The following is a 23,646-nucleotide window of genomic DNA, read 5'->3' on the forward strand; positions in this document are numbered from 1 at the left end:
ATTTTTTCAAAAATCAAATATGATTCCTATACCTTACGAACTTGCTTATCCATAAATTAAAACTTGAAAGACTAATAGGGTGGGCGTTTTGATGCCCACCCTATTAATTAACCTGTATTCTCAATCCATTACAAAGCACTGAAATTTAATTAGTGCCGGGTTGTGTTGGAACAATCGGTTGCGTTGGAATAGTCGGTTGTGTTGGAAATGGTATGGTGTCAGTACTTGGACTCGATCCCGCAGGAATTATGATCGGCGGTGCAGACGAAGATGAAGCGCCAATAATACTATCACCAGCACTGATACAAGTATCTAACGCCTGAGCAGGGGGGAAATCGATTTGACTACGCAAGCCAACCACACACTGCCCAAAACGCACGGGTAACAAACTACGTCCACAGTAATCTAAAACTGCCGGATCAGCTTCTTCCTTAGTACTTAAGCTCACGCCAACTACACAGGTAGCTAACTCTTCAGGTCGCCGGGCCTTGCCACAAGAATAAAGTGCATCTGTCGCGGCAATTTGGGTTTCCTTCTTGATTTTAACCACACAAGCAGCCAAATCCCTTGGACGCAGTGCTGCTGCACAACCTTGTGATGCCCCTTGTGCTGTTACACCTACGCTCAAAAGGCGACCTGCACAGACACTATAATCATTGCTGTAGGAAGCAGCGATCGCTGGATTAGGTAATATCGTTGTCAACCATCCAGCTATAGCCAAAACTGGTACTATTAAACTTCTGGAGGTGGAACTGGCTTGTTTGTTCTTACCTCTATTAACCGCTTTATTGCTCATTAACATTGCCATTCTCCAAACACCCAAGGTTATGCTAACTCAAATATTTTAAAAATCCTCTGTAATTCAAGAATTTCAGCGTCAGCAAGGTATAGACATAATTAATTATGCCGGAAATTGTGTTAATATAACTGTTTGAAAGATAAGTAAGCAACGCAAAAAGTATTTCAGAGTAAGAATACTGCGTAAACCAATCTGATGATTGAGTAGCCTACGAAACTAAATAAACACAAAAAACTTATGGGCAGGAGTACGGCGTGACAGGTCGGAATTCAGGCTTGGAGGCTAGTTTGTCGGGTTTACCGATTAAAAGCAACTGGCGCAAAAATCGATGCGTCTACCTTGGTGAGATACGTCTTACCTCGGTAAGCAGCTTCAAAAAACCAAGAATCCCCTGATTAAAAATTAGGGGAGTGTCAAAATGGAATGTTTCGGTAAAGTTTAAACAGGATTAGATTAAGGAAACTCATGTCCCGATATAGAGGGCCCCGCCTCAGAATTGTCCGTCGCTTAGGCGACCTACCAGGATTAACTCGTAAAAGCGCTAGACGCGCTTACCCACCTGGTATGCATGGTCAGAACCGTAAAAAACGTTCTGAGTATGCCATCCGTTTAGAAGAAAAGCAAAAGCTCCGCTTCAACTACGGTTTGACTGAAAAACAATTGCTCCGCTATGTGCGTAAAGCCAGACGTGTTACTGGTTCTACCGGACAAGTGTTGCTGCAATTGCTAGAAATGCGTTTAGATAATACCGTTTTCCGCTTGGGTATAGCCCCAACTATCCCAGCAGCACGTCAACTGGTAAATCACGGTCACGTAACTGTTAACGGTCGTGTAGTGAATATTGCCAGCTACCAATGCCGTCCTGGTGAAGTAATTGCAGTCAGGGATCGCGCACAATCACGGAAGTTGGTGGAAGCTAACTTGCAATATCCCGGTTTGGCCAACCTCCCCAGTCATTTGGAGTTTGACAAAGCTAAGTTGGTTGGTAAAGTCAACAGTGTTATTGAGCGCGAATGGGTGGCACTACAAGTTAATGAACTACTTGTGGTGGAATACTACTCACGACAAGCCTAATAGTCATTTGTTCTTAAGTCATTTGTCCTTAGTTATTTGCAAGGGACAAATGACCAATGACTAACCACCAATTTGTGACATAGTGCGAGTATATGTACCGATAATGCCAGAATCACGCCCTTTAAAGTTAATTTCTGGCTTGATTTGGAGTAAATGCCTCACCTGCTCTTGTAATTGAGCCGTGCTAGTACCAGAACGCAAAGCAGTTTTTAAATCTATTTGGCCAGTTTCATTCAATAAACAAGGACGCAGCCAGCCATCAGCACTCAGGCGCATCCGGTTACAACGATCGCAAAAACATTCCGACATTTGACTGATAAATCCTAGTGTCCCCTTCGCACCAGGAATTTGAAAGACATCAGCCGGGCCAGCACCACGAACTTGTGATTCTGTCAAGCCCCAGCGATCGCGGATTTGTTGCCGTAAATCGGCTGAAGATATCCAACCGCGATCGCCAAATAAATCTACATTACCAATGGGCATAAATTCAATAAATCGAACATGCCACTGTTTATCAATTGTTAGGGCGGCTAAATCTAGAACTTCGTGGTCATTAACGCCAGGAATCACCACCACATTCAGCTTCAGGGGGTCGAATCCCACCTGATGGGCTGCTTGAATGCCCTGCCAAACTTGTTGCCAACGAGAACGTCCTTGATTACCTATAATTTGGTCAAAAATGTCAGGATCGAGAGAGTCCAGACTAATATTAATTCTTCGCAGACCAGCATTGTAGAGGTTTTGTGCCATCGGAGCCAGCAAAAAACCGTTGGTGGTCATTGAAATATCTTGAGTTTGGGGAAAAGATGTGATCGCGCTGACCAAATTTACCACCCTCGGACGCAATAAGGGTTCACCCCCAGTCAAACGAAATCGGGTAAAGCCGACTGGAATAAATACCTCTTGAATTAAGGTAAGCAGTTCCTCATCAGTTAATAGCTGTTGCTTGAGAATATAGTCCAGTTCTACTCCCTCTGGCATACAGTATTGACAACGAAAATTGCAGCGATCGATTAAGCTAATTCGGAGGTAATCTACCTGGTTCATCGTTTTATTTTTATTGTCTCTGATTAATTAAAGACTTTACAAAGGTGGTTTACCCCTTCCTACTATCTTTGTTGTAACTCAAAATACCGTACTCCCCCTTAAGTATGAGACCACAGATTGTGGCATAATAAGCCGATCGCATCCACTAGTTAGTCATCAATCGTGCAAGACACCGACTCCATCAACGACCTTGCTGCTGCTTTACTACAGCCAGCAGATATCAGCTTTGAACTGCCCGATCCAGAAGATGAACAGATTCTAGAGTCAGATTTTCAACAGCAGCTAGAAATAGCTTGGCAGGTATGCGATCGCTTTGATTTGCAAACTGAAATCTGGCGGGGGCGAATTTTACGGGCGATCCGCGACAGAGAAAAAGTAGGTGGTGACGGACGCGGTACTGGCTTTTTGCGATGGCTAAAAGAGCGGGAAATCAGCAAAAGTCAAGCTTATGCCTGGATTCAACTGGCGAATAGTGCTGATACTCTCATCGAAGACGGTAAACTCGATCCAGCTTCTGTAAACAACTTCAGTAAACGGGCTTTTGTTGAAACCTCCAAAGCATCGCCAGAAGTGCAACAAATGGTGAGCGAAGCGGCCCAAAAAGGCGATCGCATCACCAGACGCGAAGTGCGTCAACTCAGCGATGAATGGACAGCCATGTCCTCAGATTTATTACCTGAATCAGTCAGAGAAAAAGCAGCAGATAACACTCTTCCACCGCGCTACATTGCCCCATTGGTGAAGGAAATGGAAAAACTGCCAGAATCGCACCAAAAGTTTATCCAGAAGGAAATTGCTGCTAATCCTGATGTGGATACTCTGAAACAGGTAACTAGCGAGGCGCGTAACTTAGCAAAATATCTCAAAGGGGCGGCTCAAGTTCAGGCGCTGACACAGGAAAATGTTGATATTGAAACAGCCTTAGAAGAAGCGCAAAGAGTCGGCTGTTTGAGCATTGCTGCTGATTTGGTAAATCAAGCATCGCAGATTGAACAAACGATCGCTAAACTCTACATGACTTGGAAACGGATCGGGAATTTAGCAGATCGATTATATGTAGATACTGGCGCAAGTACACCCAACTTGCGATCGCTCCTCACTTGCTTGGAACCTCTAGGTGGTGAAATCATGGAATTGCAACTTAGTGGTACGACTGAACACACTGTACGTCTGCAAATTCAGGAGACGAGTTAGAGCATAGAGACGCGATTAATAGCTTCTCTACAGGAGTTAGGAGTATTATTACTCCAACTTCCCCTCACTGGCGTTGAAGACTGTCTTAGCTACTTCAAAGCTGATGCGGTGCTTATTGGGATTTAGACTAGCTTTTTGGTTATCCCACTCAAATTCTAAAATTATGACCTTATATAAGGCTACTGGCAATGAAATCAAAAGTTCGGGACAGTAATTGCGATCGCAATTACTGCAAGGTTACGGGAATTGAAGGTTAATTCAGAGACTGTTTAACTTATCTCAAATTCTAATGAGCAGCGCAAGATGTAGCTGTAAGCGAGGAGTTATGAGGCGATGCAGTGGGTACTTGAGCAACTAAAACCACATTACCATTGGCATCTGTAACCCATCCTTGGGCTTCTACAATTTGAGTAGGTTCGTTCACAGAATCAACCTTCTGTGACTTTTCTTCTGTGTTTCGCTGCGCCTGAAGAACCGCTTTTTTCTGAATACCGCCAACACGATTCTTACTCTCTGGCTGTAGTGCTATCCAATCTGCCAGCACCGCATCATCAGCTATCAATGGCTGGGTGGGATCGGCTACTAGTCCTCCACGCCCAGTGCTAATAAATGAACTACTGGCTATTTTTCCACCAGAACTACAACCAGCAGCAATTTGCTGGGAAGCATCAACTAGATTTTCAGGCAATTCCACTAATCCTTTGCTGGGGTCAGCATCTGGTGAGTTGATTTGGACTGTGCCATTTAATGAAGGGTTTTGCTGAGAAAACGCTGTAATGTCACTTGTTCGCAGGTTCTTTGGGTTGATTTCACCTGTTGGGTCAAGTCTCTCTACGTCTGCACGGGTGCGGGGCACAAAACCAAAGATATTTCTAGTGGTGATTGCAATCTTACCACCAGAGCCAGAGAAGGCATTGGCGGTGATATCGTTATTTCCGAAGAGAGTGGCGATAAGGAAGCCATTAGGTACTTTGATGGTGATGTTGCCGCCATCTCCATCACCCCCTGCATTAGTGGATATTTGACTATTGCGGAGCATCAGTAATAAATCTCGCACCTGTAGCGAAATATTTCCGCCTTTACCTGATTCACTATTAGATGTGAGTATTCCTTTATTGTCTAAAAATATAGACCGAGCATTTACATTTAGTTCGCCTGCTGCTCCTAAATTGCTTACATTCCCCTGATAGATTACACCCTGTGAAAGTTCTGGAAGTTCGCTACTCACAGTTATTGTAGCCCCATCCCGGATAATTAATGTATTTGTATTTATTGTCACTTTCCCTGCATCCCCAGGGCCGTTAGTCAAAGCAAACAAGCCGCTGGGTGTAGTACCATTAGGTGAAATTCCAGTTATTTCTACAGATTTGGAGGCGTTTACAGTCAAATTTCCTCCTTTTCCTGTAGCTGGGAAATATTTGTTAGGATCTGATGATGATAACGTTCCTGAAGACTCTGTTGTTACTCTTGCGCCACCCTGGATACGTAACTTCCCAGTGTTGATCGTTATATCGTCAGCATTTCCAACATCGGAAGTTGCGCTAAACAATCCACTGAAGAAAAAATTACTCCCAAAGGAGAAACCACCGATCAAGTCTACAGAATCTGAGGCGTTTACGGTTAATTTTCCTCCTGAACCCAAGCCTTGTAGTCCATTCCCTACTTTCGCTCCATTTCCGACTTGCGATCCATTTCGCACTTGTGCTCCATTCCTGACAATCAACTTCCCTGTTGTAATCGTTAAGTCTCCAGCGTCTCCCGCACCAAAAGTCACAGCCGTCAACGGTGTACCAGGGCCAATTAATTCCACGGACTCTGAGCTAGTGAGCGTTAAATTTCCTCCCGATTGGGAACCCAAGGTATTAGCTAAAATCTGTGAAAAACCATTTAACAGAATGCGCCTACCCTGTACTTGGATATCGCCACTACCTTCACCACTAACATCTACCTGAGATGGCTTTCTAGATCCGTTAGCAGTTCGCTGTATTAGTTGAATGTTCTGAAAATTTTGAACACCTTCATAACCTAAAACCCAACCTTGGTTTTTTGGCTTGAGACCGACTAGACTATTGCCAGCAACGCTTCCTAGCTCAATTCGTCCCCCTTTTGCCGTTAAATTTCCACCCGCCAAAGTTATATCACCGCCTACAAGTGCCAATGTTTTACCTGGCTGCACTTGTAGACCAACGGGAGCTTTTAAGCGATTGGTTGCTTGATTTGGACTAGCTTGGGATTCATTGCGGATGAAACCCCCATTTGCTCCGAATTGTAAACCAGTGGGAACACTTACTGTTAGCAGAGGTATGGTTCTGGGATCTGTGGCACTAAATTTAGTACCATTAGCAAAATTCAGACTACTCGCGGTACTTGCTACAAATGAACCATTGATGTTTAAGGAAGCATTGGGCCCGAAAATAATCCCGTTAGGATTAATCAAAAACAGATTAGCTTGATTATTAGCTTTAAGGATTCCATCAATATTTGAAATAGATTTACCTGTTACGCGGGTAATAATGTTCTCAATATTTGCGGCGTTATTGAAATAAGCTGCGCTTCCAGTGCGAACAGAAAACTGTTCAAAGCTGTGGAAAAGGTTCGTACCGCGAGTTGCTCCACCATCGATCTGGTCGGTAGGGATGCTATCGATCGATTTGGGTGTAACAACTGAATTTTCAGATCCCAAGGTGCGATCCGGTGTAATTTGAGACAAAGCACATCTTCCAGAAAAAGTAATTGCTCCAGTAAATGCTAAAACACTTACTAGCTTTAATTTCCAGTACCAACCGCTTCGGCTCTGATACATCATAGAATTTGCACCTTAATCAATTTACACCGGATATGAAATAAGAAAAAACGTGGGGCAAGCTAAGAAAAGTTACCAGCTTTGCAATTCAGATTTCCCCGATCGCTAGTATAGAGTTGATAAGAGGTTTATCTCATCCGATGGGCAAGTTGTAATTGCAAAGCTTCTATGCCTAAATCTTTATCAATAAGTAGAGATTAATAGGATATTGGTAAAATTGTTGAGATTTTGATGTTTTTATTGACACAATGCGTTGCCCCCGCTTGATGCCTTAGCAGTCTGACCAGCAACCATCAGGATTGTTGTCATACGGGCAAGGCTTACGCAATACCATGCACAATTTATGCAATTTTAGGTCTGGAAATGCTTGCAGAAAGCTCTTGGTTTGCTCATGTACACCAACGTCATTAGATTGAAGGTGGTTTAGGTCGAGTGTACACTCAAGTTTAAGAACATCTTGTGCTGGTATACCGTATTTTTCGAGTACATTTCTCAAGTTAGAGTTACTCACTATATTTTGCATTTCCTGCTTAATTTCGTTTTTTAACTCCTGTAATGTGCGATCGTCTAAGACTGTTGACTGTACTATTGGAGATTCCATAAATTTTGCTCTTCTTGCAGACTGGTAAATGTATAAACTTATCTTGTGATGTACTAAATTAACGTGAGTTTGATTAGTACAATTTGGCAACGAACGAATCAAGGATACAGAGTCTAGAGTGGCGCGAAAGCATTAAATTTCTAAAGCTCTTGCAAACTCCGATAATTATGACTTCAGCTTGGTTAGTTATAATTACGCATTGCGTAACAAAGCTTCATATATTTTTGCCGGATTTCCTTAAAGCATTCATGAATCTGGCTACTGACCTGAGGAAGAAGCGATACTTTCTCTACGAGATGCTACGCAAACGCCGGGTTACGCCAATGTACCCACAGATGAGTCGAGTACAAGAGGCGGAGCGATCGCTTGTCTGAAGGTTATTACAAAGAAGCGATGGCAAAAAACTACCCCTCTCCGCCACCGGAAAGGGGTTAATCACTGATGAAACTCAGGATTCTTTAATAAGCGTCTTGCAACTCGTAGAAATCAGGCGAGATATAATCCTTCCGCAAAGGCCAACCCACCCAATCTTCCGGCATCAAAATCCGCTTGAGATTTGGGTGTCCTTCGTAGATAATGCCGTACATATCGTAAGATTCGCGCTCTTGCCAATCTGCGGTTTTCCAAATCCAATACACAGAAGGCACTACGGGGTTTTCTCGTGGTAAGAACACCTTAACTCGGACTTCTTCGGGGCGATCGCTATTATCACCCACTTTAGTCAAGTGATACACACTTACCAATTCCTGTCCTGGCCCAAGGTCAACACCACCTTGAAACTGGAGATAATTAAACCCATAAGCATAAAGGGCTGTAGCGGTAGGAAGCAAGAAATCTGCCGCCACCTTAATTATCTCTACACCATTTTTATCTGGTGCTAAAAACTCATGGTCAAAACCATTTTCCGTCAACCACTGGGAAATTTTACCCGCTTGTACCAATGACTCTTCTTTCGCTGCTGGTACTGGTTTAGATTCTTCTTCAGCCACGAATTTGTTCCTCCTTTTGCGCCTTTTCTGTCAGTAGTGCAGGTGGTATTGGCATACCGATCGCTTCCGCCAATTCCTTCGGTGGTGCATAGCGAGTTTCTGACTGTAAATACTTACCAGTTAAGATTTCCTCTACTGGCTTCAAATTATGAGTCGTGCTGTAGTAGCGGTGGGTTTGCTTAATTTTATCCCGCTCTTGCATCGATTCATTGGAGATTTTCTTCCGCAGCTTAATAATTGCGTCGATAATTGCTTCGGGACGAGGAGGACAACCAGGCAAATACACATCCACAGGAATCAGTTTATCGACTCCGCGCACTGCTGTAGGGGAATCAACGCTGAACATCCCGCCAGTAATTGTGCAAGCTCCCATCGCAATTACATATTTCGGCTCTGGCATTTGTTCATAAAGACGCACCAGTTGGGGAGCCATCTTCATCGTAATAGTCCCTGCCGTAATAATCAAATCGGCTTGGCGGGGGCTAGAACGGGGAATTAGCCCAAAACGGTCAAAGTCAAATCGGGAGCCAATTAAAGCTGCAAACTCAATAAAGCAGCAAGCAGTACCAAACAGCAACGGCCACAGACTCGAAAGCCGCGCCCAGTCATAGAGGTCATCAACCGTCGTCAAAATGACGTTTTCTGAAAGGTCTTGAGTGATTGTAGTCCGCTCAATAGGGTTGATGATTCGCTCTTTGTCCTGAGTTGTTAAATTAGAATTCACGACCATTCCAAAGCTCCTTTACGCCATGCGTAAACTAAAGCGACTACAAGAATTGCAATAAAGACTAGCGCTTCAATAAATGCTAATAGCCCCAAACGGTGGAAAGCTACCGCCCAAGGATACAAGAAAACAGTCTCCACATCAAAGACGACGAAGACTAGAGCAAACATGTAGTAGCGGATGTTGAACTGAATCCAGGCTCCCCCGATGGGTTCCATACCAGATTCATAGGTGGTGCGACGTTCTGGACTGTAACCGCTGGGTCGTAGGAGCTTGGAAGCTGAGAGCGCTAAGGCAGGTACTAGGCTACAGATAATGAAGAAGCCTAGAAGGTACTCGTAACCGCTGAGGACAAACACAATGAGTATCTACCGCTTATGGAGTATTTTAAGTAGTGACTGGGGATTGGGGACTGGCAATTTGGGATTGGGGACTGGGGACTGGGAAATTCTTCTGAATTGATAATCCCTCATCTCTAATACGAAATTATTGATTTTTAATTCCCAATCCTCAATGCCTAGTCCCCAATCCCTTCAATTACGTTACTTTCTTTTACATTATATCTGTTTGGTTTTTCTGAAATCTGGGAAACAGATACACTTCAAGTATTTAATTAGCTTTTGATAGTGATAGAAAAGCCAAACAATTATGTCATAATTTTTAACGTATATTTAAGAATTCTCCTCTGCGAGGCCCTAGCCATGAGCGAACCAGCTGTTGAAACTCCGGTATTAGACCGCTACGAGTGTCGCGCCTGCGGTTATGTTTACGAACCCGAAAAGGGAGATGACAAAGGTGATATTCCTTCTGGGATAATCTTTGCAGACCTACCTGTGAGTTGGCGTTGCCCAGTTTGTAGTGCTAAAAAAACCGCTTTTGCCAACATCGGCCCGGCGGGTACTGCATCCGGGTTCAAAGAAAATCTCGGTTACGGTTTGGGTGTCAATAACCTAACGCCAACCCAAAAGAATATCCTAATTTTTGGCGCATTGGCTCTTGGCTTCTTGTTTTTTATCAGTCTCTACGGCTTACAGTGACAGCCGTTATAGCGGTTCTCAGTTGAGTGAGGTATAAGAACCCCACCCCCAACCCCCTCCCCGCAAGCGATGAGGGGACTATGATGTACCTCATGTGATTAGGAAACGCTATAAGCAATTAAAAATTCCAAATGAAAAACCCAGGATTGCCTAGCATCCTGACTGACGACTTCTACAAAAATTTAGAAACAAATAAGAAATACTGATGCATTCAATTGTAAAAAGCTGGCAACGAATAGCTGCCTTATTCATAGTAGTCGTCATGTGCATAGGTTGTAGCAAAATCCCCTCTGTTAGCTACAATCCCTGGAAAATCATTTCTGTGCCAACAGACTCGAATCTATTGGATATTGCTTTTACTAATAACCCTGAGCATGGCTACTTAGTAGGTAGCAATGCCACCTTATTAGAAACCAATGACGGTGGTAATACGTGGAAACCAATAATTCTGCAACTGGATGAGCAAAAGTATCGCTTTGACTCAGTAAGCTTTACAGGTAAAGAAGGCTGGATTGCCGGAGAACCAGGACTGTTACTGCATACTACCGATGAAGGTGCTTCTTGGTCGCGTATTCCCCTGAGTGAAAAGCTACCAGGTAGCCCGATCGCAATTAAGGCACTAGCAGACAATACGGCTGAAATGGCTACTGATGTGGGAGCCATATATAAAACCACAGACGGCGGTAAAAACTGGAAAGCCCAGGTGGAATCAGCAGTCGGCGTGGTGCGTAACATAGAACGTTCTGCTGATGGTAAATATATTGCGGTTTCGGCTAAGGGTAGTTTCTATTCGACTTGGGAACCGGGACAAGATGCTTGGGTTCCCCATAACCGCAATAGTTCTCGGCGGGTAGAAAACATGGGCTTTGCTGACAATGGGCAATTGTGGTTGCTAGCTAGAGGAGGTCAAATTCAGTTTAGCGACCCAACTAAACCTGAAGAATGGCAAAAGGCAAAATATCCAGAGTTATCCACCAGTTGGGGTTTACTGGATTTGGCATATCGTACACCTGATGAAATTTGGATCGGTGGCGGTAGCGGTAATTTGCTACGGAGTGGTGACGGTGGCCAAACTTGGGAAAAAGACCGTGAGGTAGAAGAAGTTGCTGCTAACTTGTACAAGATTGTGTTCTTAGAGCCAGAACGGGGATTTATAATTGGCGATCGCGGTGTTTTGCTCAAATATCTACCAAACCCTGAAGCAGCTTAATGGGGATTGGGGACTGGGGACTGGGGACTGGTGAATTGGGAAGAGTTTTCTCAATACCCAATACCCAATTCCCGCTACCTTATTTCTGAGAAGAACTTTGCAACTTGTAACTCTTTCTTAACTTTGTAGGATAATAAACTCAATAACACTCTATGTATAAGGTAGGGATCTAAATGTCAGGTACCACTGGAGAACGTCCGTTTTCGGACATCATTACTAGCATTCGTTACTGGGTAATTCACAGCATCACCATCCCAGCATTGTTTCTTGCGGGTTGGCTATTTGTTAGCACCGGGCTGGCTTATGATGCTTTTGGTACACCTCGTCCCAATGAGTATTTCACACCAACACGGCAAGAAGTGCCCATTGTGAAGAACCGTTTTGAAGCTAAAAAACAAGTTGAACAATTTATTGGAAAGTAGTTTGAAATCATGACTAGCGGCAATAACATCAATCAACCAGTTACCTATCCAATTTTTACCGTTAGATGGCTGGCAGTACATACATTAGGTGTACCAACTGTATTCTTTTTAGGCGCGATCGCCGCAATGCAATTTATTCAACGTTAGGAGCAACTATGGCAGAAAGATCGCCCAATCCCAATAATCAGCCGGTTGAACTAAACCGGACTTCGCTATACCTGGGACTACTACTAGTTTTCGTTCTGGGGATTCTGTTTTCTAGTTACTTCTTTAACTAACTGGAACCACTGTTGTTAATTTCTGTTTATTGAACCTGTGTTGATTTGTTGTTAAGGGAGGAGAGAAGCTGTGTCTGGAAGTGGGAGAATTCCCCTGTGGGTCGTCGCTACGATCGCAGGTTTAGGTATAATTACAGTCTTGGGCATTTTCTTTTATGGTGCCTATGCCGGACTCGGTTCTTCGATTTAACATTAGTTAGTTTGAACCGAATAGTATAAGTTAGAATTTTTCTAGCATTTGTTGAGAAATCAACGTTAAAAAAAACCGCCTGTCTCTATGAGATAGGCGGTATTAATTTTTACCATTAGTTATTAGTCCTACCCTGCGGGAAGCCGCTAATGCGTCTATGGATATCATGTGCGCTAAATTACCCATAAGAAAAGAACCCCACCCCGCCAAAGCTATGCTTTGTCTCCCCTCCCCGCAAGCGGGGAGGGAATTAAGGGGTGGGGTTCTTCGGGTCTAATAAGCAATCAAGCGGACATGATATGACTCATAACTCATGACTAAATTAGCTGATATCGTCGCTTTCAATGTATAAAAACAGAAATGCGAAGGTTATAGCTGGCAAAACCCAACCAATGATGGGAACCAAGATAGAAGGCAAAAAGGAAGCTGCCATAGTAAAAGTTCCTGCTAAATAACACTACAATTCAAAATGAGCTTACTGCAAATCCTGCCAGATTTTTGAAATTATTTCATATTTTTAACACAGCCAACTTTGGGAGAGCAGGGGGTAGGGGGAGCAGGGGGAGAAGAATTAATAACCAAATGCCCAATCCCCAATCCCTAATGCCCCATTCCCTAAATTACATACCCAATAGTTCATCTAGCTGCAAGTTTGGCAAGTCTGGAGGAATCACAGTCCGTACTATTGTGACTTTGTGACTTTCTTGTAGGGTTGTCAAATCAAGTGCGATCGCTTCTATGCGAATTTCCAAACAGCCAAAGGGAATCTTTAATTGGGTCATCACTTCCAACCCTCCTGATGCATTAGGTAGTAAATTTGTCAATAAATGTGGCCCATCTAGTAACCAGCGAGTTTGATAGTCCTCAACCCATAATTTCACAACCACTTGCGGAGGTACTTCAGGCAGTACTACGCGCACTATGATAAATTTATCGGCTATTAGTTCACCTTCTGGTACATGTAGTTGCGGAATTGGCAAAGGCTCAATGGCTACCGCACTTATGGGTAGAGAAGGGGATAAACCTAACAGTGGTTGCGTCTCTTCTTTCAAAGAGTAATTATTTGTTGCATCGGCTTCCAGTTCACTATCTGTATCATCTACAACGATTTCTTGCGCCAACCAAGCTGACGCTATATTTACTTTTATCGGAGGAGGGGGAGGTGGTAGTTGTCTTACCAGAGCCGTTGAAAGTGTTGGTTCAGATACTTTTTCTACTACAGTATCTTTTGCTACCTCTAGATCGGTTTCCTTTGCTGTGTCTGCGTCTTCCTCCAAATTCCCAAGCTCAAAAACCGACTCTTGGCTTTCTTCCAACGTTCCTGTGTCATCATTGAGGCTTAATGGCAAGTTGACATCTACATTGGGAGTTCCAGCACTCAGCAAAAGCTGAGTCTGCTGAACTGGAACATAGCGATCATATTCTTTAGGTTCTGGTTCATTGATGGATTCAGGCAAAGAGTATCCTTGGCTCTGCATCCACTTCCTGAGTAGGGGAGATGAGTAAAGGTTACCTGTTGTAATAAGTTGTGCATTTGACTGGGTTTCTACCTCAGCAACAGGTTCTTCCTCGAATTGTTCATTTAACTGGGTTTCTACCTCAGCAATAAGTTCTTCCTCGAATTGTACATTTGGCTCGGTTTCTACCTCAGCAATAGGTTCTTCCTCGAATTGTGCATCATCTAGTACTAATTCCGGTATATTTTCATCTTCAGCTACAATTGCGTCCAACGGCAAAAAGTCTTCAGCCGCTTGAACTTCCAATGCATCTGAAGGGAGATTATTTTTTACTTCTTCTTCTGCATCACCCGGCAAAGCTTTTACCCGTCTCAAATATGGAAAAGTAGTATCGAGTTTTGGCATTCGACGTTGCTTGATGACCAACTGCTCCAAATTGATGGCAGCTATATTAGTATCTTTTTCTAGAAGCTCCTCTTCTTTAGTGGGTTCTGCAACAACATCTGTGGGAGGATTGGCATTAATTTGAATCGGAGGCAGTTTCGGCAATTGAGGCGAAGTACCTGAATTCTTTAAATTAGATGTCCGCAGGGTGGTTTCTCGCAGAACTTGCAGGTTAATTTGCGGTGGTAGGGGTGTATTTGGAGATGGATTGAGTATCTGAAACTGGTCTGTTTTTGGAATCTTGACCAGATTGAATAGTTTTAAATCGATCTTCACAGTGTTCTCCGGCTCGGTGAAAGCATCAGGTGAGTCTGATGGTATGGAGCCATTTAAGGATGTACTAGGTCTTGCTGCAGCTGTGATTGCCAGTAATTCTGTTACATCTGCTGTAATAGTGAAGGACTGGCTGGCTAACCGGATGATTTCACCAACATCGGCGAATAGACCATACAGACTGATATCTGCCAAAATTAATTTCGATTCAAAGTCAGCAGGAATATCAATTGAGGTATTGATGGTGAAGGGCAATTCCTGGTCTGGTAAGGGTTGCCGTACCTTGGTAAAGATTTTCGACTCAAGGGGCGATCGCAGTTCAATTCTTAGTTCAAGCGCCTGTAAGCTTTTTGGGGATGATGTTTCAGCCCAATCTAGATTTTTCTTTTCTTTAAGTTCTATGTTTCCATTGATTGTAAGAGCTTGTCCCCAAGCAGCAATGTAAGTATCTCGGTCTAAAGTTAACAATAATGGTGGTTCTGTTACTGGAGAATCTTCTTCTATTTCATCTTTCAGAAACGATTCAGAAGTGGGTAAAGCTAAATCTATTAAATTTTGTAAAATTTGCTCTGCCGTCTCACCTTTAAGCCATACAGGACTCACAGGCTCATCGATAACTATATTTTCATCTTCTTCCGTTTTATCTGGAACAGCTGTCGTAACTGCCAATTCTGTAGAAACTGCGATCGCATCATCTAGCGTAATCACAGGTTCTACTGGGGCAATATCCAAGTTTCCTTCATCTGGAACAACTGTCGTAACTGCCAACTCTGTAGAAACTGCGATCGCATTATCTAGCGTAATCACAGGTTCTACTGGGGCAATATCCAAGTCCCCTTCATCTGGAACAACTGTCGTAACTGCCAACTCTGTAGAAACTGCGATCGCATCATCTAGCGTAATCACAGGTTCTACTGGGGCAATATCCAAGTTTCCTTCATCTGGAACAACTGTCGTAACTGCCAACTCTGTAGAAACTGCGATCGCATTATCTAGCGTAATCACAGGTTCTACTGGGGCAATATCCAAGTCCCCTTCATCTGGAACAACTGTCGTAACTGCCAACTCTGTAGAAACTGCGATCGCATTATCTAAAACAATTACGGGTTCTGCTGGGGCAGTGGATTTTAAGCTTTTAAAAATAGTATCCTGGCGATCGGGTGAATTTGATTCAACATTCTCCCCTTGCTCCACTTCTTCTTCCTGGGATAATACTCGAAGCTCAACGCTGTATTGCCAAGATTTACCAAGTAGATCCGACATCAAATCGCCATTACAGCGCAACTCCCAAAATCCCGCATCAAAGTTGGTAAAAGGAATTACCGCCATTAAGCCTTCTGAATTAGTGCGACGCGATCGCTTGAAAATTCGCCGCGTTGGTTGAACTTCCTGGGTTGAAGAGTGAGTTACCCGCACTTCCACCTCTGTATTAGGAAGGCTAGAACGAGCTAAAACTCTATACTGCCCTTCCGAAATTGCCAAATTTGGCGATTCTAGGATATGCCACGAGCGATCGCCTTGCTTCTGTATCAGAAATTGCCAGTGTTCCATTGTGAGTGATGCCCAGACCGACGAGCTGCTGAGTAATATTGTGTATTAACTTGCTTGCAAGTTTACCCCAGTATTTTGCAAATGCACCCCTTAAATGGCTATCTATTTTACTCAGCTTTACTTACTTGACTTCTAACCCCTTAACTAATCGCATCAAGAGACTTTCAATGGATTGCCGTGTTGCTTGTGGGTAAAGCTTTTGTTGCTTCCTAAATATTAACTTTGACAGTATCCATTGCTAAATTAACGTAGATGCAATAGATCCCATTAGCTGTCTCTGCTCAACTTAGCGCGAATATTTTTGTATTATTTTTTACTACAATGTCCAATTTACAATAGACACAACATACAATAAAAAATTAAGATTCACTTGACAAGTGTTACTGAATTGTGAATTCCCACATTTTTGCTAAAAGGTAGGATGTGGTTCTTAAGTGTCCTGTGCGATCGCTAATTACAAACTTAACCGCGCAGCACGCACACAACCTTACAAAAGCGGTTCAAGGACGTATCCTCACCTAAGTGAAATGTGGGTGACAATAAGAATTTACAGGAGGGATTCGATGCTAGTCATTTTAATGGACGAGCAAATCCTTGCCCCTGAGCAAGTTTGCCAGTCTTGTTTACTCGCTGACAGGAGCGGTCAACCCCGTTGGCGTGGAGGTGAACTACGCTGTGGTCAAGCCATTGGCAAACTTACTCAACAGCAGCCAGACCAGTATGAGTGCATGATGGGCTTTCGCATCGCCCATATAGAATAGTTTAATTTACCAGCAAGACCAAGCAACTGCGTTATCCTAAGCTCAAGTAACTATAGAAGTTTAACCATAGGAGAACGCATAATGTCTTGGCGCGGGTCTATAACGGTTTCAGATCGGATTTTTGCTTGCTTGCCTTATTTGCTGCCTCTAATTGAGGTTTTTGTATTTGGTAGATATTTGTTCTCAGATTTCCCACCACTACAACTACTGTTTCTGCCACTTATACCATTGTTGAAAATTTACTATGGTGTGCGTTATGCAGGAATGATTATTTTCTTTGCTTTATTTTTGCTGGTAGTCAGAAACGAAAAAATTAGTCACTTTATTCGTTTTAACACCATGCAAGCAATCCTTTTGGACATCATTATCTTTTTGTTTAACATCCTCACCGATGTTGTGGGATTAATTCCGGTTGGTGGTTTCGCAATTCAAACCCTATCCACAACGATTTTTATCGGCATAGTTGGAGCAGTTGCATATTCCGTCATCCAGTCTGTAAGTGGGCGTTATGCGGAAATCCCGGCGATTTCCGATGCAGTGTATATGCAAGTACGCTAGTTGTTAACGGGTCGCTACGGTGTTTTCCAGGCGACCAATACCTTCAATTTCGACGCGGACGCGATCGCCTGGATGTAATGGACTTACACCCTCCGGTGTACCTGTAAGGATCAAATCACCGGGTAGTAGCGTCATAACCTGGCTAATGTAGGAAACTATCACATCGGGGGAAAAAACCATCTGATCGATACAGGCAGATTGGACTGGGTTAGGGTCATCATTCACAAAAGTCTGCAATCTCGCTCCTGGATTTAACTCCCGCACAATCCAAGGGCCCAAGGGACAGAAAGTATCAAAACCTTTGGCTCGCGTCCATTGAGCATCCAGTTTTTGTAAATCCCGCGCTGTTACGTCATTGGCGATGGTGTAGCCCCAAATTTTGGTTTGGGCTACCTCTGGTGTACATTCAAAAGCATAATCGCCAATTATTAAAGCTAACTCTCCTTCGTAGTCAACTCTTTGTGACTGGCGAGGATACCTAATTTCCTTCTCAGATGGAATAATAGTCGTGGGTGGTTTGAGAAAGATTAGTGGCTCAGAAGGGACTGGAGTTCCCATTTCCGCAGCATGGTCTGCATAATTCTTACCCACCGCCACAATTTTTGAAGGAGCGCAAGGAGCCAGAATTTGGTAATTTTCTGGTGTCAAAGTTAGATCGGTGGGTTGTCCTTGTAACCAGGGCGGAGCATCTAACACCTGCACATTCAGGGATAGTTGTAGTATCCCATAGTAAATCTGTCCTTCTTGATTTTGAATTCGCACATAGCGCTGCGCCATAACCTTGATGAATATCCTTTTATCTGCAATTAGAAACAGTGAGTTGGTAGCAATTCTCAGTTTTTTAGCAAATCGATTTAGCCTTGAGCCTGAAAGCCCCTATTTATAGATGACTTTAGAGAAAGATAACCCGTTGCTGGTCAGCAAGAAGTTTCTTTTGGAATCAGCTAAAGAAATCTGAGGGTCGCCTCACGACCTAGTTTTCATTAGGGACATCCAAAAAATCCCAACTTTGGCGATTTGGCTAATGAAACAAAATTGAAAACTGGTAAGATTATAGTTCCTTGTTGCTTCCGATGTTGATTAATACTGGTATTTAAAATTTAAATTCAGGTATAAATTAAAATCAGCAACCTTTTTTGTCCATAAGGAAACTGGAAAATATGACTACAAATTACGAAACAATGTACATCCTGCGTCCTGACCTGGGAGACGAACAGGCAGAGCAAGCAATTGCTAAATATCAGAATTTGCTTCGCGATCAAGGCGCTGAGGAAATCCAAATTCAAAATCGTGGTAAGCGTCGTCTAGCTTATGAAATCAAAAAACACCGCGATGGCGTTTATATCCAGTTAAACTATAGTGCGCCTGCAACTGCGATCGCTCCTTTTGAACGCGCCATGCGTTTGAGTGAAGAAGTGATTCGCTATTTGACAGTTAAGCAGGATATCGCAGAGGAAAAACCTCCTAAAGAGGAAAAGGAAAAGCCCACTAAAGTAGCTGCAACCGTCTAAGACTTAGGAGCAGGGGGGACAAGGGGGAATTATTTAAGAAGTTTCTTCCCCAATTCCCATTCAGTAAAATTTTGTCTTTTTCTTTTTCCGTGACTTATTTGGGAATGCTAAATTAACAAATACTTGCCAAAGGTAGTACTCCCGCAGTTATACCTAAGAGTGGACAAGATTCTGAATGGGAGCTGTAAGCTACTGTGAGCCAATCTGATACACCCAATATTCAAGTTCTCTCGACGGAAGTATCGCAGCTACGCCAAGAGTTGCAACTTCGCGATCAATTAGTACAACAACTATCTCAAGAACTCTTCCGCCTGGTAAAGGGTAACACTAGTTTTATGCCCCAGCAGCCGGAATTTGAGCAAGATCTGACCCAGTTACACGCTTTACAAGAACAACTCCAAGCTGTGGAGCAGCAAGTAGCGTTCTACCAAGAGCAAATTACAACTCGTGACTCCGAAATTTATCAATTGCGACAGTCAGTTCAAGAACTTACAGATCGCACTCGGATGTTGGAGCAAGTAGTACAAGAGTTACCTCAAATTTATCGGCGGAAGTTTGAAGAGCGGATGACACCAGTCAGAGAAAAGGTAGCAACGCTACAACGGGAAAATCGCCAATTGCAAGCAGAACTGCAAAGTGTGAGTTACCGTTTAGCACTCAAAACTCGCAATGCTAGTCACAGTGGAATTGATTTGCCAAATTTTCCCCGTCCAGCATCCGAACAAACTAATATTTCAACTCCCCAGAATGCCTAAAGTTACCATTATGGTGGAATCAAAGAGGTAAGAAATTTTCATAGCAGAGCATCTTGGAGATATCCAAGTAGTACATACATCAGGGTAAAAATGACTATAGAGTTAGAAATAATGCAAAGGCTAAGATTCTAACCTTTCTTACCTCCTGCTTCCTTGCGCTAGTTGCGTTCTATATAGAGAGAGTATTTAGTTCAGAGCAATAAAGCTAGTGATAAATGCAATTCTTTGCATTTTCTTTGGCTGATTTTGGTAATTTCCTGCTAGATATATCTTATGGTAGATGTGGTGTTCAGAATAAGCAGATTCATTTATCTGTCATTGAGACCACTCGATCAAAGCCGTAAGCTTTCCTCAGTATTTCCGATCTAGACAATATAAAAAATCAGCCTGCTAGAACCAGACTGTTACTTTTCGCAATGTTTTGGCAATGTGAGGATGTTTAGGGAAATGTGAAAATATGCAAATATTGATTGACTCTACCATCCTTCTATAGGTAGATTTATTATCTAATCTGCTAGCACCAGACTATTATTTTTGGCAGTAAAAATGTCTTCGTAAGTGGGAAAAATTTCAAAAACTGAATCTAGTTGGGTAAGTTCCAAAATTAGCCGTACAGGAGCTTGTACGTTGCATAAAACTAAACGGCAACCGCTCTGACGTGCAGCTTTCAATCCTTTTACCAAAGGAACTAACCCAGAACTGTCCATGAAATTAACTTCTGCTAGATCGATGACCCAGAGTTGATGAGCTTGAGGCACTACTCCAGCCATCTGTTCGCTCAAAGCCTTGCCGCCTTCTAAATCTATGCTTCCTTGGGATTTAAACAAAATAACTTGAAGTTCTTGTGTGAGAATCATAAATTGAACAGGGTAATTAGAACACTTGACTAAAAATCGAAAAATGACATAAATACTTCTTCTCTTTCAATGGCGAAATGGCTGTTTACCCTGATATTTAGGGGATTGCAGCCGTGCAATTGAGAGGGATTATTTCAGTATTCATGTCGTATAATTTGTGATAACTTTCATAAATATAGGCATAACGACCTCATAATTTCGGTATCAACCGTATCTTTTACGAAATTTTTATAATTTAACTAGAAAAATATAAAGTTTTTGTAATTTAATTTTATTTATTTTTAAATAAAATCAAATTGTGGTATTAAATGCTAATATTTATACATATAACTAATATTCAAAAATTAATAGTTTCCATAGAGTTTGAACTATGGATTACTCAGAATTAAAATGACGACCTAATTAGTAAATATAGCGGTTTAATTGACACCCCGCTCAAAAACAAGCAAAGATATAGTAAAAGTAAAAATTTGTAAAGACGGTGGTGCGGAATGTCTTTAGAACTGATTTCACTAGAAAATATCCAGGAAGTGGCCCATAGTTACGGGTATTGGGCAATTTTTTTGGGAATTTTGCTAGAAAATTTAGGCATTCCCCTTCCTGGTGAAACCGTGACCTTAGTGGGCGGGTTTTTAGCTGGCAGCGATGAACTAAATTTCTGGCTGGTTCTGGGTGATGCAATTATGGGTGCTGTAATTGGTGGCACTTGTGGCTATTGGATTGGTAGACTTAGTGGTTGGCCTTTTCTGGTAAAAGTTGGTAGCATATTTCGGATTTCTGAAGTGCGGCTGCTGGCTATTAAAGATCAATTTAGTCAAAATGCTGCTAAAGCTGTATTTTTCGGACGTTTCTTGGCGTTATTGCGAGTTTTTGCTGCACCACTAGCTGGTATAGCTGAAATGCCTTTTGGAAAATTCTTTTTATACAACTTTTTAGGAGCAGCTGCTTGGGCTAGTGTGATGGTGACATTAGCTTTCTTTGCTGGGAAAATTATTTCTCTAGAACAATTGGTTGCTTGGGTGGGTCAATTTGCGATCGCAGCCTTACTAATTATCACTGCCTTAATTGTTGTACCCCTGTGGTTGGAGTCTCGCCAAGTTAAAGAAGCGAGTAGTGAAGAGTAAAAAGTCAGGGATGAGGAGCGAGGAGCAAAGTAAAAAGTTATTTTTTTACTTTTATATTTTGTATTTTTAACTCCTAACTCCTAACTTTTAACTCCTAAATTACTCCTAAATTTTAATTTGCCGCGACCAAATGCGAGTTGGTAGTCCCCAAACGTAAATAAAGCCTTCAGCAGCTTTGTGATCAAATTTGTCTTCGGCTCCGTAGGTTGCCAAATCGGGAGTATAGAGGGAATTATCACTCGAACGCCCAACTATCGTAGAGTTACCCTTGAATAACTTCACTCGCACAGTTCCAGAGACTCGCTCTTGTGTCTTTTGAATAAAGGCATCCAGTGCAACTTTGAGTGGACTGTACCAAAGACCGTTGTAAACGATTTGGCTATAAGTTTCTTCAATACCACGCTTGTAATGGGTGACATCTGCTGTCAAGGTCAAGCTTTCTAAATCCCGATGTGCCTGAATTAGCACCAGCATCGCGGGTGATTCGTAGATTTCCCGCGATTTGATTCCCACCAGACGGTTTTCAATCATATCAATCCGTCCAATGCCGTGATTTCCTACAAGCTGATTGAGTTGTTCAATTAGCTCAACTGGCTTCTTAGCTATGCCGTTGATGGTTGTGGGAATACCACCTTGGAAACCAATTTCGATGTACTCTGGCTCATTGGGAGTATCAGCGATCGCTTTGGTCATCTCATAAATTTCTTCTGGTGGCTCAAATGAAGGATCTTCGAGTAAACCAGCTTCAATACTACGACCGAGTAAATTTTTGTCAATGCTGTAAGGAGAAGATTTTTTGACTGGTGAGGGGATACCAAACTTCTCACCATAAGCGATCGTTTCCTCGCGGCTCATGCCCCATTCTCTTGCTGGTGCGAGGATCTTCAGGTTGGGGTTCAGGGCAGTTACAGAGACATCAAAGCGAACCTGATCGTTACCTTTGCCGGTACAACCGTGAGCGATCGCATCAGCACCATATTTTTCAGCCGTTTCTACTAATATTTTAGCAATCAGTGGACGGGCAAGAGCAGTTCCTAGAGGATAACGATTTTCATAAAGGGCGTTGGCTTGAATCGCTCCAAAAGCGTAATCTTTAACGAAGCTGTCTTTGACATCCGCCACGAGTGATTCACTTGCACCCGATTTCAGAGCTTTTTCTCGAATTGGCTCTAATTCATCTCCCTGACCTAAATCTGCTGCTAGGGTAATCACTTCTTCCACGCCCCACTCCTTTTTAAGGTAAGGGATGCAGACGGAAGTATCCACTCCACCAGAATATGCTAGGACAACCTTTTTGGCGCGACCCATTAATTTCTCCACTTAGGACAACAAAGAATGAGTCATTATTATATCTGAACTAATCCAGGTATATTTTATTCATGCAACTGAATAATAAAATTCCCAACACCTTAGGGAAGCCGGGAATCTGAGCCTTACAATTTTCATAAATTAAATAAAATTGCGATCGTTTCTAGACAAAACTTTTTTGTATCGGCTCAATAAGTAGGGGCAGGCGAGAAAAATAAGGTACGCGAGGGACACACAATATAATCAAATATGACACATGACGCAAAAGCTGGATTTGAGGAAGAAATCGGGAGAAGAGATACTGTAAACCGTCGAGCCAAAAGGGATTGCAGACGAATCAATGCGTCGAACAGTAGAAATATTACTGAACCTCATAGAGCAATTACAAGCAGAAAATCAATAGTTCAAAGATGATTTCAACAGCCTGAAAGGAGAACTTGGTCAGCCAGACATCAAAGCCAACAAAAAAGGGTTGACCAACAATCACTCATCAGAAAAAGAGCGAAAAAACATCCGATGAGGAGGAAGTAGTTATAGAACGAGTGCGACAACGGATATTAGAGCTATTTCGTAATTTTTCCTGATTACAGCACTTTGCGTGACTAACTAGTACAGTAGCAGCAGTGAGAAAAATAGTTTTGGAGTTGCTTGCTTGAGCATAAGAGGACTCCTAGTGACA

The 23,646-nt window shown here is 42.6% G+C and carries 26 protein-coding genes; 14 read left to right on the plus strand and 12 right to left on the minus strand.

Annotated features, from left to right (window positions below; translation table 11 throughout):
• Positions 1 to 145 precede the first annotated feature (145 nt).
• Positions 146 to 796, minus strand: a complete 651-nt coding sequence (locus V7K55_RS05355) for a hypothetical protein (protein WP_442949065.1) — start codon at positions 794 to 796, stop codon at positions 146 to 148.
• A gap of 468 nt (positions 797 to 1,264) precedes the next feature.
• Here V7K55_RS05355 and rpsD point away from each other — a divergent pair, with 468 nt between their 5' ends.
• A complete protein-coding gene (gene rpsD, locus V7K55_RS05360) occupies positions 1,265 to 1,873 on the plus strand; it encodes a 30S ribosomal protein S4 (protein ID WP_094332004.1) in 609 nt (202 codons plus the stop codon).
• Positions 1,874 to 1,933: 60 nt separating this feature from the next.
• Here rpsD and moaA read toward each other — a convergent pair whose 3' ends face one another.
• Positions 1,934 to 2,920 carry a GTP 3',8-cyclase MoaA gene (gene moaA / locus V7K55_RS05365; protein ID WP_334828951.1) on the minus strand — a complete coding sequence of 329 codons (987 nt, stop codon included), beginning with the start codon at positions 2,918 to 2,920 and terminating at the stop codon, positions 1,934 to 1,936.
• Between the two features lie 162 nt (positions 2,921 to 3,082).
• On the opposite strand from moaA, the gene V7K55_RS05370 reads away from it, so the two are divergent.
• Entirely contained in the window at positions 3,083 to 4,114 is a 1,032-nt protein-coding gene (locus V7K55_RS05370) for a hypothetical protein (protein ID WP_334828953.1), read from the plus strand.
• Between the two features lie 286 nt (positions 4,115 to 4,400).
• On the opposite strand, the gene V7K55_RS05375 is transcribed toward V7K55_RS05370, so the two are convergent.
• Together V7K55_RS05375 and V7K55_RS05380 are read right to left on the minus strand one after the other, a co-directional pair.
• Positions 4,401 to 6,917 carry a filamentous hemagglutinin N-terminal domain-containing protein gene (locus V7K55_RS05375; RefSeq protein ID WP_442949066.1) on the minus strand — a complete coding sequence of 839 codons (2,517 nt, stop codon included), beginning with the start codon at positions 6,915 to 6,917 and terminating at the stop codon, positions 4,401 to 4,403.
• A gap of 271 nt (positions 6,918 to 7,188) precedes the next feature.
• Positions 7,189 to 7,518 (minus strand): hypothetical protein, encoded by a 330-nt coding sequence (locus V7K55_RS05380; protein ID WP_334828956.1) that lies wholly within the window; start codon positions 7,516 to 7,518, stop codon positions 7,189 to 7,191.
• 248 nt (positions 7,519 to 7,766) lie between these two features.
• Here V7K55_RS05380 and V7K55_RS05385 point away from each other — a divergent pair, with 248 nt between their 5' ends.
• Positions 7,767 to 7,892 (plus strand): hypothetical protein, encoded by a 126-nt coding sequence (locus V7K55_RS05385; RefSeq protein ID WP_334828957.1) that lies wholly within the window; start codon positions 7,767 to 7,769, stop codon positions 7,890 to 7,892.
• 84 nt (positions 7,893 to 7,976) lie between these two features.
• Here V7K55_RS05385 and V7K55_RS05390 read toward each other — a convergent pair whose 3' ends face one another.
• Genes V7K55_RS05390 through ndhC form a run of 3 tightly spaced genes read right to left on the minus strand, consistent with a single transcriptional unit; the run spans position 7,977 to position 9,590 of the window.
• A complete protein-coding gene (locus tag V7K55_RS05390; protein ID WP_334828958.1) occupies positions 7,977 to 8,507 on the minus strand; it encodes an NAD(P)H-quinone oxidoreductase subunit J in 531 nt (176 codons plus the stop codon).
• Positions 8,500 to 9,237, minus strand: a complete 738-nt coding sequence (ndhK, locus tag V7K55_RS05395; RefSeq protein WP_334828960.1) for a photosynthetic/respiratory NAD(P)H-quinone oxidoreductase subunit K — start codon at positions 9,235 to 9,237, stop codon at positions 8,500 to 8,502. The genes V7K55_RS05390 and ndhK overlap by 8 nt, the downstream gene beginning before the upstream one ends.
• Positions 9,228 to 9,590 carry a photosynthetic/respiratory NAD(P)H-quinone oxidoreductase subunit C gene (gene ndhC / locus V7K55_RS05400; RefSeq protein WP_094333328.1) on the minus strand — a complete coding sequence of 121 codons (363 nt, stop codon included), beginning with the start codon at positions 9,588 to 9,590 and terminating at the stop codon, positions 9,228 to 9,230. Before ndhC ends, ndhK begins: the two co-directional genes overlap by 10 nt.
• Before the next feature lie 342 nt (positions 9,591 to 9,932).
• Here ndhC and V7K55_RS05405 point away from each other — a divergent pair, with 342 nt between their 5' ends.
• The 6 genes from V7K55_RS05405 to V7K55_RS05430 all read left to right on the plus strand — a co-directional run bounded on the left by V7K55_RS05405 (position 9,933) and on the right by V7K55_RS05430 (position 12,368).
• Positions 9,933 to 10,268: a rubredoxin gene (locus V7K55_RS05405; protein ID WP_334828962.1), complete on the plus strand. Its 336-nt coding sequence runs from the start codon at positions 9,933 to 9,935 to the stop codon at positions 10,266 to 10,268.
• Between the two features lie 205 nt (positions 10,269 to 10,473).
• Positions 10,474 to 11,478, plus strand: a complete 1,005-nt coding sequence (locus tag V7K55_RS05410; protein ID WP_334828964.1) for a photosynthesis system II assembly factor Ycf48 — start codon at positions 10,474 to 10,476, stop codon at positions 11,476 to 11,478.
• Positions 11,479 to 11,651: 173 nt separating this feature from the next.
• The gene (gene psbE, locus V7K55_RS05415) at positions 11,652 to 11,900 is read left to right on the plus strand and encodes a cytochrome b559 subunit alpha (protein ID WP_334828966.1); all 249 of its coding nucleotides are present in this window, start codon (positions 11,652 to 11,654) and stop codon (positions 11,898 to 11,900) included.
• A 9-nt stretch (positions 11,901 to 11,909) separates the two neighbouring features.
• Positions 11,910 to 12,047 (plus strand): cytochrome b559 subunit beta, encoded by a 138-nt coding sequence (gene psbF, locus V7K55_RS05420; RefSeq protein ID WP_015115279.1) that lies wholly within the window; start codon positions 11,910 to 11,912, stop codon positions 12,045 to 12,047.
• 8 nt (positions 12,048 to 12,055) lie between these two features.
• A complete protein-coding gene (locus tag V7K55_RS05425) occupies positions 12,056 to 12,178 on the plus strand; it encodes a photosystem II reaction center protein L (RefSeq protein WP_094332364.1) in 123 nt (40 codons plus the stop codon).
• A 70-nt stretch (positions 12,179 to 12,248) separates the two neighbouring features.
• Positions 12,249 to 12,368, plus strand: a complete 120-nt coding sequence (locus V7K55_RS05430) for a photosystem II reaction center protein J (RefSeq protein WP_012411803.1) — start codon at positions 12,249 to 12,251, stop codon at positions 12,366 to 12,368.
• 322 nt (positions 12,369 to 12,690) lie between these two features.
• Here the strand turns inward: V7K55_RS05430 and V7K55_RS05435 are convergent, their stop codons facing one another.
• Positions 12,691 to 12,801, minus strand: coding sequence for a photosystem I reaction center subunit VIII (locus V7K55_RS05435; RefSeq protein WP_334828968.1), 111 nt, complete (start codon positions 12,799 to 12,801; stop codon positions 12,691 to 12,693).
• 187 nt (positions 12,802 to 12,988) lie between these two features.
• On the minus strand, positions 12,989 to 16,093 hold the full coding sequence (locus V7K55_RS05440) for a hypothetical protein (protein ID WP_334828970.1): 3,105 nt from the start codon (positions 16,091 to 16,093) through the stop codon (positions 12,989 to 12,991).
• A 563-nt stretch (positions 16,094 to 16,656) separates the two neighbouring features.
• Between V7K55_RS05440 and V7K55_RS05445 the strand changes: the two genes are divergently transcribed.
• Positions 16,657 to 16,854: a hypothetical protein gene (locus tag V7K55_RS05445; protein WP_334828972.1), complete on the plus strand. Its 198-nt coding sequence runs from the start codon at positions 16,657 to 16,659 to the stop codon at positions 16,852 to 16,854.
• An 81-nt stretch (positions 16,855 to 16,935) separates the two neighbouring features.
• Positions 16,936 to 17,412 carry a Tic20 family protein gene (locus V7K55_RS05450; protein ID WP_334828974.1) on the plus strand — a complete coding sequence of 159 codons (477 nt, stop codon included), beginning with the start codon at positions 16,936 to 16,938 and terminating at the stop codon, positions 17,410 to 17,412.
• Positions 17,413 to 17,415: 3 nt separating this feature from the next.
• Here V7K55_RS05450 and V7K55_RS05455 read toward each other — a convergent pair whose 3' ends face one another.
• The gene (locus V7K55_RS05455) at positions 17,416 to 18,189 is read right to left on the minus strand and encodes a fumarylacetoacetate hydrolase family protein (RefSeq protein WP_334828976.1); all 774 of its coding nucleotides are present in this window, start codon (positions 18,187 to 18,189) and stop codon (positions 17,416 to 17,418) included.
• A 383-nt stretch (positions 18,190 to 18,572) separates the two neighbouring features.
• Here V7K55_RS05455 and rpsF point away from each other — a divergent pair, with 383 nt between their 5' ends.
• Together rpsF and V7K55_RS05465 are read left to right on the plus strand one after the other, a co-directional pair.
• A complete protein-coding gene (rpsF, locus tag V7K55_RS05460; RefSeq protein ID WP_334828978.1) occupies positions 18,573 to 18,923 on the plus strand; it encodes a 30S ribosomal protein S6 in 351 nt (116 codons plus the stop codon).
• Positions 18,924 to 19,117: 194 nt separating this feature from the next.
• A complete protein-coding gene (locus V7K55_RS05465) occupies positions 19,118 to 19,678 on the plus strand; it encodes an Npun_F5560 family protein (protein ID WP_334828980.1) in 561 nt (186 codons plus the stop codon).
• A gap of 506 nt (positions 19,679 to 20,184) precedes the next feature.
• Here the strand turns inward: V7K55_RS05465 and V7K55_RS05470 are convergent.
• Positions 20,185 to 20,535, minus strand: coding sequence for an STAS domain-containing protein (locus V7K55_RS05470; RefSeq protein ID WP_334828982.1), 351 nt, complete (start codon positions 20,533 to 20,535; stop codon positions 20,185 to 20,187).
• A gap of 491 nt (positions 20,536 to 21,026) precedes the next feature.
• Here V7K55_RS05470 and V7K55_RS05475 point away from each other — a divergent pair, with 491 nt between their 5' ends.
• Entirely contained in the window at positions 21,027 to 21,659 is a 633-nt protein-coding gene (locus V7K55_RS05475; protein ID WP_334828984.1) for a DedA family protein, read from the plus strand.
• Between the two features lie 105 nt (positions 21,660 to 21,764).
• Here V7K55_RS05475 and V7K55_RS05480 read toward each other — a convergent pair whose 3' ends face one another.
• Positions 21,765 to 22,967, minus strand: a complete 1,203-nt coding sequence (locus V7K55_RS05480) for an argininosuccinate synthase (RefSeq protein WP_334828986.1) — start codon at positions 22,965 to 22,967, stop codon at positions 21,765 to 21,767.
• Positions 22,968 to 23,646: the final 679 nt, after the last annotated feature.

The organism is Nostoc sp., from assembly GCF_036919895.1.
Taxonomy (GTDB): domain Bacteria; phylum Cyanobacteriota; class Cyanobacteriia; order Cyanobacteriales; family Nostocaceae; genus Nostoc.

Excerpts from the sequence above, each read along its gene's own strand:
- V7K55_RS05355 (WP_442949065.1), bottom strand. The coding sequence starts at position 796 with ATGAGCAATAAAGCGGTTAATAGAGGTAAGAACAAACAAGCCAGTTCC.
- rpsD (WP_094332004.1), top strand. The coding sequence starts at position 1,265 with ATGTCCCGATATAGAGGGCCCCGCCTCAGAATTGTCCGTCGCTTAGGC.
- moaA (WP_334828951.1), bottom strand. The coding sequence starts at position 2,920 with ATGAACCAGGTAGATTACCTCCGAATTAGCTTAATCGATCGCTGCAAT.
- V7K55_RS05375 (WP_442949066.1), bottom strand. The coding sequence starts at position 6,917 with ATGTATCAGAGCCGAAGCGGTTGGTACTGGAAATTAAAGCTAGTAAGT.
- V7K55_RS05380 (WP_334828956.1), bottom strand. The coding sequence starts at position 7,518 with ATGGAATCTCCAATAGTACAGTCAACAGTCTTAGACGATCGCACATTA.
- V7K55_RS05385 (WP_334828957.1), top strand. The coding sequence starts at position 7,767 with ATGAATCTGGCTACTGACCTGAGGAAGAAGCGATACTTTCTCTACGAG.
- ndhK (WP_334828960.1), bottom strand. The coding sequence starts at position 9,237 with ATGGTCGTGAATTCTAATTTAACAACTCAGGACAAAGAGCGAATCATC.
- V7K55_RS05405 (WP_334828962.1), top strand. The coding sequence starts at position 9,933 with ATGAGCGAACCAGCTGTTGAAACTCCGGTATTAGACCGCTACGAGTGT.
- V7K55_RS05410 (WP_334828964.1), top strand. The coding sequence starts at position 10,474 with ATGCATTCAATTGTAAAAAGCTGGCAACGAATAGCTGCCTTATTCATA.
- psbE (WP_334828966.1), top strand. The coding sequence starts at position 11,652 with ATGTCAGGTACCACTGGAGAACGTCCGTTTTCGGACATCATTACTAGC.
- psbF (WP_015115279.1), top strand. The coding sequence starts at position 11,910 with ATGACTAGCGGCAATAACATCAATCAACCAGTTACCTATCCAATTTTT.
- V7K55_RS05425 (WP_094332364.1), top strand. The coding sequence starts at position 12,056 with ATGGCAGAAAGATCGCCCAATCCCAATAATCAGCCGGTTGAACTAAAC.
- V7K55_RS05435 (WP_334828968.1), bottom strand. The coding sequence starts at position 12,801 with ATGGCAGCTTCCTTTTTGCCTTCTATCTTGGTTCCCATCATTGGTTGG.
- V7K55_RS05440 (WP_334828970.1), bottom strand. The coding sequence starts at position 16,093 with ATGGAACACTGGCAATTTCTGATACAGAAGCAAGGCGATCGCTCGTGG.
- V7K55_RS05445 (WP_334828972.1), top strand. The coding sequence starts at position 16,657 with ATGCTAGTCATTTTAATGGACGAGCAAATCCTTGCCCCTGAGCAAGTT.
- V7K55_RS05450 (WP_334828974.1), top strand. The coding sequence starts at position 16,936 with ATGTCTTGGCGCGGGTCTATAACGGTTTCAGATCGGATTTTTGCTTGC.
- V7K55_RS05455 (WP_334828976.1), bottom strand. The coding sequence starts at position 18,189 with ATGGCGCAGCGCTATGTGCGAATTCAAAATCAAGAAGGACAGATTTAC.
- rpsF (WP_334828978.1), top strand. The coding sequence starts at position 18,573 with ATGACTACAAATTACGAAACAATGTACATCCTGCGTCCTGACCTGGGA.
- V7K55_RS05470 (WP_334828982.1), bottom strand. The coding sequence starts at position 20,535 with ATGATTCTCACACAAGAACTTCAAGTTATTTTGTTTAAATCCCAAGGA.
- V7K55_RS05475 (WP_334828984.1), top strand. The coding sequence starts at position 21,027 with ATGTCTTTAGAACTGATTTCACTAGAAAATATCCAGGAAGTGGCCCAT.
- V7K55_RS05480 (WP_334828986.1), bottom strand. The coding sequence starts at position 22,967 with ATGGGTCGCGCCAAAAAGGTTGTCCTAGCATATTCTGGTGGAGTGGAT.